We start from the raw sequence: 13894 nt of genomic DNA on the forward strand, positions 1-13894 counted from the left end.
GCTTGAGCCGCTCGCCCTCTCCCCCAACCCCTCTCCCACTGCATGGGAGAGGGGAGCCGGATAGCGGTGATTCGAGCTACCACTGATCCCCCGCATTGCGCCACGCCTGCACGAACCTGCGCAGGTCGCCGGCCGACGCGTCGGTGATCGCCACATAGCGCATGCCGCCGGCCGTCCAGCTTTCGAGCTGGTACCCCTGCCGCACCCGTTCCCCCACCGATGCGCCCGCGCCCGGTATCACGAAGACGTCCACCGGATGCTGGCGGCGCTGATAGACCAGCACGGCCACGCGCTGCCCGTCGACAAAGTCCACCCGGCCGCCGACCAGCGGAAAACCGGCCGAAGCCAGGTCGCGGACATCGGGCGCGTAGTCGATGCGGCCGTTGAACCACGGCTTGACCGTGTGCTGGTCGGTCGAGACCACATCGCTGGCCCGGTTCGAGATCAGCCCGCGCACATGGCTGGCAACGATGCTGCTGGCCAGAAGGTCGTCCGGTGACGGGGCGGTGTTGTACTGAAACACGCTCAGGCCGATGGCGGCTGCCGTCACGGCGGCCAGCGCGGCATTGACCGGCGGCGACCACGCGAACCAGCGCCGCCAGCCGGCCGGTGCGTCGGATGGCGGATCGGCCGGCGCGCTGTGGGCGGGGTCGGGCAGGGCGTCGAGAATGCGGGCACGCAGTTCGGCCGGGGCGCGGTGGTAGGTGGCGCCGCGCCGCGTGGCACGGTGCAGCGCCTGCAGGTGGCTCAGGGCGTCCACGCAACCGTCGCAGTCTTCGAGATGCCGTTCCAGCCGCACGCTGTCGGCCGCGCCCACCTCGCCGTCGGCGGTGGCGTGCAGCAGCTGGCGGGCTTCATTGCAATCCATGGCGCCGGTCTCCTGCGGGGGGAATGGGGTCGTCCGGGTTCAGGCCGGTGGCGGCCGGCGAGCCGCTGGCCGCCTGCTGCGGCGCGCCATCGCGCAGCGCCACCACGGCGGCGGCCAGCATGCGGCGGCCGCGCGCCAGGCGCGACATCACGGTGCCTACCGGAATGTCGGCAATGCGCGCGATGTCGCGATAATGCAGTTCCTCCAGTTCGCGTAACACCAGTACCTCCCGAAACGCCACCGGCAGTCGCTCCAGCGCCGCATGGACCAGCCGGACGCCCTCGTCGCGCAGCAGCCACTGTTCCGGATCGCCGGGCGCGCCGTGCCAGTCGGGCAGGTCCGCATCGATCAGCGATTCGTCGTAGCCCGTTTCCGCCGCCCCGCGCCGCTTCTGCCAGGTGGTGAACCACGTGTTGCGCACGATGGCCAGCAGCCATGGCCGGGCCTGGTCGCCGCGGAAGCCCCCGAACAGCCGGAACGCGCGCAGGAAGGCCTCCTGCACCACGTCGTCGGCATCGCCCGCATTGCCACACAGCCAGCGGGCCAGGTTGTACGCGGCATCCAGGTGCGGCAACACCAGGGTGTCGAATCTGCGGCGCGTGTTGGCGGCGTCCAAGTCAGTCCTCAAGGGGCGGATCGGCAGGGCACTGCGGCATGGGGCGTCTCCCGTGTATTACCGGCGCTGGGCCGATTCTATTCCCGCCGGCCGCCGCGCGCCAACGGGGCAGACCCGCAGGGAATAAACGTCGGGCCGCCCCGGTATGACAGTCACCATCCACCCAACGGAGACGGTCATGAATGGAAACTGGAGCCGGCGCGACATCCTGCGCCTGGCGGGTGCGGCCGGCGGCGCCGTGTTCGCATCGGCCCTGCCGGGCTGGGCAGCCGGGCGCGATGACGACTTCGTGTTCGTCCAGCTGTCCGATGCGCACTGGGGGTTCGAGGGGCCGCCCAATCCCGATGCGCGCGGCACGCTGCCCAAGGCCGTGGCGGCGGTCAACGCATTGCCGCAGCCGCCCGATTTCGTGATGTTCACGGGCGACCTGACCCACACGACCGACGACCCGGACGAGCGCCGCCGCCGCATGCGCGAATTCCGCGACATCATCGCCCCGCTGCGCACAGGGGCCGTCCACCTGATGCCGGGCGAGCACGATGCCAGCCTGGACAACGGCGCGGCCTACCAGGAGCTGTTCGGGCCCACGCACTACACGTTCGACCACAAGGGCCTGCACGCGATCGTGCTGGACAACGTGTCGGACCCGGCCGGGCAGGTGGGCGAGGCCCAGCTTGCGTGGCTGGCCGCCGACCTGGCCAGGCAGCCGCGCGACGCGCGAATCGTGCTCTTCACGCACCGGCCGCTGTTCGACCTGTATCCGCAGTGGGACTGGGCCACGCGCGACGGCGCCAAGGTGATCGACCAGCTGACGCCGTACCAGAACGTGACGGTGTTCTACGGGCATATCCACCAGGAACATCACCGCATGACCGGGCACATCGCGCACCACGCGGCGCGCTCGCTGATGTTTCCGCTGCCGGTGGCGGGATCGCAGCCGCGCCGGCTGCCGGTGCCCTGGGATGCCGCGCATCCGTACCAGGGCCTTGGCTGGCGCGAGGTGAACGCCACGGCGTCGCCGGGCAAGGATGCATTCCAGCTGGCCGAGCAGCCAGTGATCGGGAGGGCGTGATGACGAACCATCCGACCGATCCGGCCGACCAGGCCGAGCAGGCCACCCCGCCCGCCCTCGCGTGCCGTCGCCGGATGCTGGCACAGGTCATGGGCCTGGTGCTGGCCGCCGCCGTCGTGCCCGGGATGGGCGGGGCCGCCGCGCCGCGCGTGATTCCGATGCGCGCGCGGCGCTTCGTGTTCGTCCCCGACAAGCTGACGCTCAAGCCCGGCGAGACCGTCGTGCTGGCGGTGACCGCCGAGGACGTCATCATGGGTTTCTCGGCACCGGACTTCTCGGTCCGTGCCGATCTCCCTCCTGGCAAGGCGGTAGAGGTGAGGCTGACCGCGCCGAAACAGCGCGGCACCTACACCTTCCTGTGCGACATCTTCTGCGGCTCGGGCCACGAGAGCATGAGCGGCACGATCAGCGTGGCGTAGCGGTCGGGAGCCGGGACTGGAGAGAGGAAAAGCGCCCGGTGCGGCCGGCGGGGCGGGACCATTGCAGGCTTGGGTGGGACATCCATCGCTTGACTCGACAAGGACAGGATGCGCAACTTACCCCGCGACATGCGGGGATACGAAGGGCGTATGACGGCCTATTTCAGCGTACGATGCCAGGGCAGTCGTGCATCATCGGGCTTGCGGCCAACTTCTCTCAGGCAGACCACCATGGAAACCCAGGAAAGCACCCTGACCCTCGCATTGCTGACGGTGCCGGCCCGCGCGGCCATCTGCCGCGCGCTGCTGGAGGCCGGCGATGATTGCCTGCCCGCCATTGTGCTGGCCGAAGCGTCCGGCGTGACACTGCGCCGCGCCGCCCACCATTTCCAGGAGATGGTTCAGGCCGAGGTGCTGGCGCTGGTCATCCGCGACCACCAGGTCTGCTATTCGCTCAAGGCGCGCCGGGCGGTGCGTGAGGCGCTGGAATTCGTCGATCGCAGCGGCCTGAACTGACTGTGCTGCTTCAGGCGCTTTTTTGAGGGCGCCGGTCAACTGGCCGGCGTGGTTCTCCGTTCATTCAGGGCGACCGGCCGTTGCCGGGTTGCGCCTTGCATCAGGAATCCAACGTGAAATTTTCGAACCGGATCGTGACGCTGCCGCTGTGGGCGATCCTGTATTTCGTCTTCGGCTACGCGTCGCACCAGATCAACGGGCCGTTCTCGGCCACCGGCTATATCTGGCTGCCGGCCGGCGTGACCGTGGCCGCCTTCATGCTGGCGCCGGCCCGCCGCTGGCTGCCGTTGGGGCTGGCCTTCCTGGCCGCCCAGATGCTGCTGGGCGTGGTGGAAGGACGCGATCCGTTCCGCATGGTGCTGTTCTCGCTGGACGAGATCGGCTTTGCGGCGCTGGCCGTGGCACTGGTCCACATGATGCGGTTCTCGCTCGAAGGACTGGCTTTCCTGCGCGGCGTGCTGGTGGCCGCCGTGGTCAGCAGCGTGGGCGGGGCGGTGTTCGGGGCGGGCTGGTTCTGGCTGTTCCTGGACGTGCCGTTCTGGGCCACCGCCAAGGTCTGGGCCGCCGCCGACTTCGTGGGTGTCCTGATCGTCACGCCGGTGTTCGCGGGCTGGGCGCGCTTCAGCGCGGCCCGTTCGGGTGGCCGGCGCCGGGGCGAATTCCTGGCCGGCATCGCCGCGCTGCTGGCCGTGCTGGTGACCGCCGCAGTCGTGTTCGACGGCACCCGCATCGTGCAGTTGTCGCTGGACGTGGCTTATGCGCTGACCTATATCCCGCTGTTCTTCGTGGCGATTGCGGCGCTGCTGCTGGGCGGACGGGGCGGCTCGGTGGCGGTGGCGCTGCTGTCGGCGCTGGTACTGGTCAACACTGCCCAGGGCGACGGCCCGTTCGCCGACACGGCGGTCTACCACGGCAATTCGCTGCTGGTGGCCCAGCTCTACCTGGCCGTGGCCGCGCTGCTCACGCTGCTGATCAGCACGCTGCGCACGGCCCGCGAGCAGCTGCACGAGGCGGCGGCGAGCCGTCAGAACGACGTGGAACTGGCGCTGGCCGCCAGCGGGCAGCTGGTGTACAACCTCGACCCGCATAGCGGCCGCCTGCGCTGGAGCGGCAGTGTCGAACAGGCGTTTGGCATGGCCGAGCCGGCCTTCTCCACGCTGGACGACGTGCTGGCCTGCGTGCATCCCGACGACCGCGCCGAGGTACGGCGGCGCTGGCTGCGCGAAAGCGACGGGGAAGTGCGCGGGGATCTGACCTTCCGGCTGCTGCTGCCGGCGGGCGCCACCACCACGGTGGTGGACATGAGCGGCCCGCTGCTGGACGGCGACGACTCCGTGGCGCTGATCGCCGGGGCCTGGCGCATCGTCGCCAGCCACGACACCGAGGGGCGGCGCGCAGCATGACGACCGAACAGGCACCGCGCGTCGGGGCCTTGCTGATCCATGGGCTGGGCGGCACCCAGTATGACCTGGGGCCGATGCACAAGGTACTGCGGCGCGGCGGCGTGGAAACCCACGCCGTGACGCTGCCGGGCCACGGCGGTACGCCGGAAGACCTGCTGCACGTGCGGGCCGAGCAGTGGATGGAGTCGGTCACGCAGGCCTACGACACGCTGGTCGACCAGTACGACACGTTCCACGTGATCGGCATGTGCATGGGGGCGCTGCTGGCGGTGACGCTGGCCGAACGGCGCCAGCACCGCAAGGGCAAGCTCGTGGCGCTGTCCGCGCCGGTCTATATCGACGGCTGGTCAACCCCGCCGTACCGCTGGCTGCGGCACGTGGTCTACCACCTGCCCGTGCTGCCGGGCCGCATCAAGGTCGAGGAAAACGAGCCGTTCGGCATCAAGAACGATCTGGTGCGCGCCATCGTCAAGGCCAAGTTCGAGCGCGGCGACAATTTCCACTACCGATGGGTGCCGCTGACCTGCATCCGCCAGGTGGACCGCCTGCGGCGCTGGGTGCTCGACGGCGCGCGGCGCGTGGCCTGCCCGACGCTGGTGGTGCATGCCCGCGAGGACGAACTGACGTCGGTGCGGTCGGCCGATTTCCTGCTGGCGAACGTGCCGCAGGTGCAAGGCGTGGTGGTCGAGAACAGCTACCACATGATCTGCGTGGACAACGACCGCGAGCAGGTGATGGCCAGCGTGGCCGGATTCCTCGGGCTCGACGCCGGCGCCGGCCGCGCGCGGACGCGCCGCGCCGTCGAGGCGCCGATGGCAGCCGAGGCCGTGCAGGCGCTGGTGCAGGATTACCTGGCCGCGCTGACGTCGCGCCATTTCGAGGCAATCTATCCGCAGCTCGATCCGGCCATCGTCTGGCGGCACGTGGGCGATCACCCGCTGGCCGGCGAGTATGGCGACCGCGATGCCGTGATCGGCCTGTTCCAGCGCCTGGCGCAACTGGCTGGCGACACGATCCGCATCGATGTGGCGGGCGCGCCGCGCGTGGACGGGCAGACTGTGGAGGTGGATATCAGTGTGTCCTATCTGTTCGACGGCACGCCGATGCAGGGCCACGGCACCCAGACGCTGCAGCTGCGCAATGGCCGCATCGCCGCCGTCGAATACCGCTCGGCGATGGCGGTCGCAAGCCCGGCGGCGCTGGCCGGCCAGGCCGTCTGAGCATGCCGGCCGGCGCCCGTCAGAACACGCGGCCCAGCTGCAGGTAGAGGTTCCAGACGCCCTTCGGGGCCGCCGCGAAGCCGAAGTAGAGCGGGCCGATCACGCTGTTCCCCCCAATGAACGCACTGGCGCTGGACTTGTACGGGCCGCTGCCGAAGTTGCGCCGCCTGAGCCAGACATCGCCGATTTCGAGGCTGGTGCCGAAGACCGTGCTGCGCAGCCCCGGCAGCGTGAACTCGCGCAGTTCGTTCAGATAGGTCAGCCGCCCATACAGCAGGTAGTTGCCCGAGAACTGGTCCGGCGCATAGGCCGACAGCCGCTGGAAGCCGCCCAGTGTGAAGCCCAGGCCGCCGCTGACGCTGTTGTTCGAGCGGTGGTCGTTGTACGTCATGGCACCTTCGGCGGCCAGATTCAGCGTGTGGCGGCCGTAGCTGCCGGCCCACAGCGCCTTGGCGTGGACGTCGTCGAAGCTGTTGTCGGCCCCGCCGAACGACAGCTGGTTCACCGCGTACAGGTAATAGCCCTTGCGCGGGAAGAGCGGGTCGTCGAGCTGGTCGATGGTCAGCTGGGCGCGCACTACGGGCTGGCGCACGCGGGCACTGAACCGGCCGTTGGGCGCACCGGCGAGCAGGTAGTCCGAGTCGTAGCGCACCTGCTGATAGTTCGCGCCGAGGCGGAACTCGCCCAGGCGGCCGATCGGCAAGCCGAAGTCGATACCGGCCTGGGCGGTGTCCACGCGCACGGCGGTCAGCGGCGTGGCATTGCGCTTGTCGCCATTGTCCGGGTAGATGTCCACGTGCTTGCGGGCGTATTCCAGATAGGGCGCGATATAGAAACCCAGCCGGTCGAACACGGGCTGGCGCAGTTCGGTATGCCATTTCGCCTGGTTGCTGCCCAGCACGATGTCATTGCGCCATTCGAGCCCGCCTTGGGTCAGCCATGGGTAGCGGTGGCCGAGCTGGAGGTTGAAGGCGCCCTTGCCGTCGAACGTGGTGGACAGTCCGAAGCCGAAGAGCAGGAACTGCGGGCCCCATGACTTTTCGTGCGCATCGACCTTGAGCACCGAGCGGCCGTTCTCGGTCACCAGTTCCTGCGTCACGCTCTCGAAATCGCCACTGGTCGACAACTGGGTCAGGTCGTGGTTGACGGCGGCCGTGTCGTAGCGGTCACCCTCGCGCACGCGCAGGTACTGGCGCACGTACGACGCCGGAATGCGGCCGGAGGTATGTACCTCGATCGCGTCGACCCGGCGCGGTTCCGCAGTGGCCACATGCGTGGCACGCGACGCGATGTACTGGTCCCAGGCCTCGCGCGGCAGGGCGAGGCCCGCCAGCCGGGGCGCGATGGCACTGGTGGCGGCATAACCCAGCCCGATACCGTCGCCGGCGTGCGAGAAATCGGTGAAGGACAGCTTGCCCAGATCGGGCTCCAGCAGGACGTCGCGCGGGCCCAGCAGCGCCTTCTGGGTGGCTACGTTCTGGTTGGTCAGGATCGTCACCATCTGCTGGGTGACGGCTGCCGGAGAGTCCAGCGTGGCCGGATCGTCGAGCGGGGTGGCTACGTTGACGGCAATCACGATGTCGGCGCCCATGTCGCGCGCCATCTGCACCGGCAGGTTGCTGACCAGCCCGCCATCGACCAGCGTGCGTCCGTTCACGGCGAACGGCGCGAACAGGCCGGGCACGGCGGCACTGGCGCGGATGGCACGGGGCAGCGAGCCGTGGTCCAGCACCACGGGCGCGCCCGTGCCGAGGTCGGTGGCGATCGTGCGGAACGGCACCGGCAGGGTATTGAAATCGACGTCTCCGGGCCATGCCGACGTCCAGTCCTGCAGCAGCGTCAGCAGCTTGTTGCCCTGCACCAGGCCGATCGGCAGCTTGACGCCATCCTTGCCAAGCCCCGCCGAAATGCCGATCGGATACTGGAAGCTGTCCTCCCGGAGCGTCTGCGGCAGCTGCGCGCGCTCGTTGCGGTCGAACACGATGTCGCTGAGGTTCACCCGGGACAGCCGGGTTTCCAGCTCGTCGGCGCCGATGCCGCTCGCGTACAGCCCCCCGACCACGGCACCCATGCTGGTCGCGGCAATGCAGTCCACGGGGATATGCATCTGCTCCAGCGCCTTGAGCACGCCAATATGGGCGTAGCCCCGCGCGCCGCCGCCGGACAGCACCAGGCCGATGCGCGGCCGGGTGGACGGGGCGCCATTCGCACCGTCGGCACCATTGGCCGGCCCGGCGCCGCATGCCGCATGGGCGTGCTGCCACGACAGCAAACCGAGCAGGAACAGACCGATCAGGACAGCCCACCCCGGCGGGGCTCGGTGCGGCGCAACGGGTTGGCGAAACATGACGGTCAATTCGGTAGGGCGGACAACGGTGGAGAATCCGTCTGCCAACGTCGCAGCGGGACTTTTCGTGGACATTGTCAGGGGATGCGGCCAGAAAGTCGCGATCTGGCGCGCCGCGAAGAAAAAACCGCAGGGTACGTACGGGAAAACCCCCATTCAGCCCGTGTCTTGAAAACGAAATACCCCGTCCCTATAATTAGCACTCGCTGGGGGAGAGTGCTAACAGCCAGGCTGTTGCCCCTTCCCTGCGGTATACCCGAAAACCTGATGGCCGTTGCCGACCGGTGCCAGGCACCGCTGATAACGGCCGTTTTGTGAATTAAAACTCACTTTTTTTGTATTTAGGAGTCCGTATGAACCTGCGTCCTCTGCACGACCGTGTGATCGTGAAGCGTCTGGACAATGAAACGAAGACCGCTTCCGGCATCGTGATTCCCGACAATGCAGCCGAAAAGCCGGATCAAGGTGAAGTGCTCGCCATTGGCCCGGGCAAGAAGGATGACAAGGGCAACAACATTGCCCTCGACGTGAAGGTGGGTGACCGCGTGCTGTTCGGCAAGTATGCCGGCCAGGGCGTGAAGGTGGATGGCCAGGAGCTGCTGGTCATGCGCGAAGAAGACATCATGGCTGTCGTCAACAAGTAATCGACGCCCGTCCTTCCAGACATACCCAGATTCCTGACCGCCCAGCCCGATGCGCGGGGCGGTCTTCCCAGATTCGGAGATTCAGAACATGGCAGCAAAAGACGTAGTGTTCGGCGACGCCGCACGTGCCAAGATGGTTGAAGGCGTGAACATTCTCGCCAACGCAGTGAAAGTGACGCTGGGCCCGAAGGGCCGTAACGTGGTGCTGGAGCGCAGCTTCGGCGGCCCGACCGTGACCAAGGACGGTGTGTCCGTGGCCAAGGAAATCGAGCTGAAGGACAAGCTGCAGAACATGGGCGCCCAGATGGTCAAGGAAGTGGCTTCCAAGACCAGCGACAACGCCGGTGACGGTACCACCACCGCTACGGTTCTGGCCCAGTCGATCGTCCGCGAAGGCATGAAGTTCGTGGCCGCCGGCATGAACCCGATGGACCTGAAGCGCGGCATCGACAAGGCCGTTGGTGCAGCCGTGGAAGAGCTGAAGAAGCTGAGCAAGCCGACCACGACCAGCAAGGAAATCGCCCAGGTTGGCGCGATCTCGGCCAACAGCGACGCCTCGATCGGCGAGCGCATCGCCGAAGCCATGGACAAGGTCGGCAAGGAAGGCGTGATCACGGTGGAAGACGGCAAGTCGCTGGCCGACGAGCTGGAAGTCGTGGAAGGCATGCAGTTCGACCGCGGCTACCTGTCGCCGTACTTCATCAACAACCCGGAAAAGCAGGTTGTTCAGCTGGACAACCCGTTCGTTCTGCTGTTCGACAAGAAGGTCTCGAACATCCGTGACCTGCTGCCGGTGCTGGAGCAAGTGGCCAAGGCTGGCCGCCCGCTGCTGATCATCGCCGAAGACGTGGAAGGCGAAGCCCTGGCCACGCTGGTGGTGAACAACATCCGTGGCATCCTGAAGACCGCTGCCGTGAAGGCTCCGGGCTTCGGCGACCGCCGCAAGGCCATGCTGGAAGACATCGCCATCCTGACGGGCGGCACGGTGATCGCCGAGGAAATCGGCCTGACGCTGGAAAAGGCCACGCTGCAGGACCTGGGCCAGGCCAAGCGCATCGAGATCGGCAAGGAAAACACCATCATCATCGACGGCGCCGGTGACGCAGCTGCGATCGAAGGCCGCGTGAAGCAGATCCGCGCCCAGATCGAGGAAGCGACCTCGGACTACGACCGCGAGAAGCTGCAAGAGCGCGTGGCCAAGCTGGCCGGCGGTGTTGCCGTGATCAAGGTTGGCGCTGCCACCGAAGTCGAAATGAAGGAAAAGAAGGCCCGCGTGGAAGATGCACTGCACGCGACGCGCGCTGCCGTGGAAGAAGGTATCGTCCCCGGCGGTGGTGTGGCCCTGCTGCGCGCCCGCGCTGCCATCTCGGCGCTGCAAGGCGACAACCCCGACCAGAACGCCGGTATCAAGATCGTGCTGCGCGCCATGGAAGAGCCGCTGCGCCAGATCGTGCTGAACGCTGGTGAAGAAGCTTCGGTCGTGGTGGCCAAGGTCATCGAAGGCAAGGGTAACTACGGTTACAACGCCGCTTCGGGCGAGTACGGCGACCTGGTGGAAATGGGCGTGCTGGACCCGACCAAGGTGACCCGCACCGCGCTGCAGAACGCCGCTTCGGTGGCTTCGCTGATGCTGACGACCGACTGCGCCGTTGCCGAAACGCCGAAGGAAGAGTCGGCTCCGGCAATGCCGGGCGGCATGGGCGGCATGGGTGGCATGGACGGCATGATGTAAATCGCGCCGGACTGCCGGGCCAGACGGCCTGACTGTCAAAAAACCCCCGAGAGTGTGAGCCCTCGGGGGTTTTTGTTTTGTGGGCCTTCAGCGAGCGCGGGCCCCAATCCCTTGTGCGGCGTCTTGCCGCTGGCGCAAGGATGGAAGCAATTCCCCCTTGAGCCATTGCATTGCTGCGCCGGTCGATATGGCAGTGCGCCGTTGCCACCCGCCGGCGTGTGCAATGCCGGCGTGGGGAAGCAAGGGAGCCGAGGCAAGTGCGAGCAGCACCCGCCGGCGTGAGCGGTTCGTGTTTGTCATGGGTGTCATGGGTGTCATGGGTTGGGCTGTATCCATGATCAGACGGCTCCCGGCCGCAGGCGGATGGAATCGATCAGCCTGTCCCATAGCTCCAGGGCTTCTTCGTCGCTGGCGAATGATTCGTTGTTGGTCTTGTAGACGCTTTCGATGACGTCGAGCTCGGCATTCAGCTGTGGCTCCGCGAGCGAATGCGCTTTGCCGGAGGCTTCCCATTTGAAGGCGTAGAGTCGCTTTCCCTTCTCCGTCCCCGCGATCAGGATCTCGTCGGCCTCGATGGGGCCGACCGGTCGCGCACGGTTGCGCAGTTGATGCATGCCGGCAATCGAGCCCAGCAAGCTCGTCAGCAAGCCGCCGGCCCGCTTGCGCAGGCTGGGCTCTACGCGATATTGAGCGAAGGCCGACACCTGGATCCATGCGTCGGGCTTGTTTGGGAGCTTGATGGTCAGGGACCAGCTTTCGCGGTTGAATCGGGTGTCTTCCAGAATGACGCTGCCCGCCACAAAGCCTTTTCGCTGAGGCACCGACGCGTCATCCACCGGCCGCAGCCTATCGGCAATCTCCGCGCAAAGCTTCAGCTGAGAGTCGCGACGGTCGTTCGACACTCTCATCAGATACGACAATGTCCGGCCCCCAATGCGGAAGTATGAGTCGAACTGGTACATGATCGTGCCGCCCGGACGATTCCAGGAAACCAATGTCACGCCGCGATGGGCCGAATGGTCCACTCGTTGAACGAACAGACTGCCGTATTGCTCGTGCGGAGCGGCACGCAGGGCCTGCTCACGCTGGTTGATCATGGCGTCATACGCCACATCTGTACGAATGTCGTCGCGAAAAGCCAGCGGGCTGTTATTGAATCTCCACTGAGGAACAATCACGGCATCGTCGGGCACATCTACCAAATGACGGCCGATGGCCATAGTCTTCGAGCTGCTCATGCGGACTCCTGTTCAAACGTCGGATACCAGTCGGCGTCTTGGGCGATCTTTATGATTGCGTAGAGACTGGCATATAACGCTCGTTCATCCTTATAGCTATCCTGGTGGTCATAGCCGAACTTCCGATTCGATTTACCAGGGCGACCGTGGCCATGCGAAAACGACATGACTACGCTCGGTCGACCTGCTGGTGCCGCAGCGGATTCGACAGGTACCGTACCGTCGCCGGGAGACTCGGGATCGGCGATATGCAACCATGTTCCATCACTGGTTCGAATTCTGCCGTTCCCATCATCGAGCTCTATTTGCATCGTGCCCGGGTCATGCCTGGCGACACCTTGGCCGATCCACGACACCGTTCCCCATGCACACCTGTTGTCGGCGGCCATGAGCCCGCTACCAAACAATCCGCCTTTATCCAGGGCGGGATCTCGCTCGCCCTGCGCGCCGTAATGGGTGTAAGTCGGTAGCTTGTATCGCCCGCCGATTGCGGCGTGAAACTCTTTGACGGTCCTAATGTTCTCTGCAAAGGTTTGGCGATCCGTTTCAGACGTTTGGATGTCATCCTCTTCGATAACCTCGTTCGTCGCACCAAGACCCAACATCCATTCATTGTGCGTAGGCACCAGCCCATACCACGCTGACGACTGATAGATCTCCGAGTACGGGTCACCGTTTCGGGGAAGGGCGAGGATGGCCGGCGGTTTCGAGCCATCAGCGTTCCGCGGTTCGCGGACAAAGAGCCATGGTTTTCCACCGTTGTAGTCGGCTGATGGCAGGAGTTCGAGCGCCCCTGGCGAATTGGCGGTGACGGCGGTCACCTCGGCGGCGTTGCGGCCCAGGACGACCTGGGACACGCCTTCGAAGCCGGCCCGCATGCGTTTGTAGGCGGCCGGTGCGCCCGTGGCCGGCTGAACGCCGTGAGACACCCCCAACACCTTGTCGCAGCCATGGATCTCGGTCAGTGCCCGGCTGACAAAGCCGCCCATGGAATGCGTGACCACAATTACCTTCTCGGCCACGATGCGCGACGGCTTCTTGCGCGCCATGCCTCTACTGTCCCTGCCTTCCCCATCGGGTGTATCGTGAAGCAGAATCGCCCCGCCCTCGTTGTAGTAGGGCAGGATCTCCTTTTCGATATACGCCTTGATTTGCTCGGCCGAATCCCGGTTGCTCTGGAGCCAGTTGTAGCCGCCCACCCACACGTCGAACTGGTACCGCGCCGCGTGCAGGATTTCGCCGCGGGTGAGCGCCTCCCCTTTTTCGCTCCCCCAGTCGGTGGGCGGTTCAGTTCCCGCCTCGGCGGCCCATTCCTTGAAGTCCACCTTGCAACGCTCGAAGTCGTACCGGGCCAGGTTGTTCAGGTAGTACTGCAGATTGGACAGGAATGCGTGGTAGCTGCCACGCATGATGGTTCCCCATCCACGTAGCGTCAGCACATTGATCGGCAAGCCGCTCCGGCCAGCGTCGATGGTGCCATTCGGATCGACTTCGACCCGATCCATCAACAGCGATGCGGCACGGCTCTGCGGAGAGGTAAAGGCGTAGGCGATGAGTTGCAGCAGCGCATCGGCCAGGCCCTGGAAATCGGTGCTCGGCGGGCGCCAGACTGCCTTCTTGCTTTGCGTGTCGCGAAGGTTGGTTCCCATGATGCCGGGCAGGAACAACACGGGAATGATGTACGGTTTGGACAGGATGACGTGCTCGACATTGGCGGACGCGGCGCTCATCGTGGAGACGCTGAAAGTTTGCCCATTGTCGTCGACGAACGTTGGCGAAATGACGCGCTTTGGATTCTGTGGCATGGAATGGATGACTA

12 protein-coding genes are annotated in these 13894 nt (G+C 66.1%); 7 read left to right on the top strand and 5 right to left on the bottom strand.

Annotation, left to right across the window (positions count from 1 at the left end; translation table 11 throughout):
• Positions 1-76: 76 nt before the first annotated feature.
• Both D9X30_RS11595 and D9X30_RS11600 read right to left on the bottom strand, forming a co-directional pair.
• The gene (locus D9X30_RS11595) at positions 77-868 is read right to left on the bottom strand and encodes an anti-sigma factor family protein (RefSeq protein ID WP_153946717.1); all 792 of its coding nucleotides are present in this window, start codon (positions 866-868) and stop codon (positions 77-79) included.
• A complete protein-coding gene (locus D9X30_RS11600; RefSeq protein ID WP_153946818.1) occupies positions 855-1484 on the bottom strand; it encodes an RNA polymerase sigma factor in 630 nt (209 codons plus the stop codon). Before D9X30_RS11600 ends, D9X30_RS11595 begins: the two co-directional genes overlap by 14 nt.
• Before the next feature lie 178 nt (positions 1485-1662).
• Between D9X30_RS11600 and D9X30_RS11605 the strand changes: the two genes are divergently transcribed.
• From D9X30_RS11605 to D9X30_RS11625, 5 genes are all read left to right on the top strand, one after another.
• Positions 1663-2556 (top strand): metallophosphoesterase family protein, encoded by an 894-nt coding sequence (locus D9X30_RS11605; protein WP_153946718.1) that lies wholly within the window; start codon positions 1663-1665, stop codon positions 2554-2556.
• Positions 2556-2975, top strand: a complete 420-nt coding sequence (locus tag D9X30_RS11610; RefSeq protein ID WP_502799628.1) for a cupredoxin domain-containing protein — start codon at positions 2556-2558, stop codon at positions 2973-2975. Before D9X30_RS11605 ends, D9X30_RS11610 begins: the two co-directional genes overlap by 1 nt.
• A 231-nt stretch (positions 2976-3206) precedes the next feature.
• Complete coding sequence (locus D9X30_RS11615; RefSeq protein ID WP_153946719.1) at positions 3207-3491, top strand: helix-turn-helix domain-containing protein; 285 nt, start codon at positions 3207-3209, stop codon at positions 3489-3491.
• 113 nt (positions 3492-3604) lie between these two features.
• Positions 3605-4894: an MASE1 domain-containing protein gene (locus D9X30_RS11620; protein ID WP_249640944.1), complete on the top strand. Its 1290-nt coding sequence runs from the start codon at positions 3605-3607 to the stop codon at positions 4892-4894.
• Complete coding sequence (locus D9X30_RS11625; RefSeq protein ID WP_153946721.1) at positions 4891-6114, top strand: alpha/beta fold hydrolase; 1224 nt, start codon at positions 4891-4893, stop codon at positions 6112-6114. The genes D9X30_RS11620 and D9X30_RS11625 overlap by 4 nt, the downstream gene beginning before the upstream one ends.
• Positions 6115-6133: 19 nt before the next feature.
• Here the strand turns inward: D9X30_RS11625 and D9X30_RS11630 are convergent, their stop codons facing one another.
• Complete coding sequence (locus D9X30_RS11630) at positions 6134-8461, bottom strand: patatin-like phospholipase family protein (RefSeq protein WP_153946722.1); 2328 nt, start codon at positions 8459-8461, stop codon at positions 6134-6136.
• A 353-nt stretch (positions 8462-8814) separates the two neighbouring features.
• Between D9X30_RS11630 and groES the strand changes: the two genes are divergently transcribed.
• Both groES and groL read left to right on the top strand, forming a co-directional pair.
• Entirely contained in the window at positions 8815-9105 is a 291-nt protein-coding gene (gene groES, locus D9X30_RS11635; RefSeq protein ID WP_008644494.1) for a co-chaperone GroES, read from the top strand.
• An 88-nt stretch (positions 9106-9193) separates the two neighbouring features.
• On the top strand, positions 9194-10837 hold the full coding sequence (gene groL / locus D9X30_RS11640; protein WP_153946723.1) for a chaperonin GroEL: 1644 nt from the start codon (positions 9194-9196) through the stop codon (positions 10835-10837).
• A 338-nt stretch (positions 10838-11175) separates the two neighbouring features.
• Here groL and D9X30_RS11645 read toward each other — a convergent pair whose 3' ends face one another.
• Together D9X30_RS11645 and D9X30_RS11650 are read right to left on the bottom strand one after the other, a co-directional pair.
• Positions 11176-12075, bottom strand: a complete 900-nt coding sequence (locus D9X30_RS11645) for a T6SS immunity protein Tli4 family protein (RefSeq protein ID WP_153946724.1) — start codon at positions 12073-12075, stop codon at positions 11176-11178.
• Positions 12072-13880, bottom strand: a complete 1809-nt coding sequence (locus D9X30_RS11650; protein ID WP_153946725.1) for an esterase/lipase family protein — start codon at positions 13878-13880, stop codon at positions 12072-12074. Before D9X30_RS11650 ends, D9X30_RS11645 begins: the two co-directional genes overlap by 4 nt.
• Between the last annotated feature and the right edge of the window lie 14 nt (positions 13881-13894).

It is taken from the genome of Cupriavidus sp. U2, assembly GCF_009663685.2.
Taxonomy (GTDB): Bacteria; Pseudomonadota; Gammaproteobacteria; order Burkholderiales; family Burkholderiaceae; genus Cupriavidus; species Cupriavidus necator_C.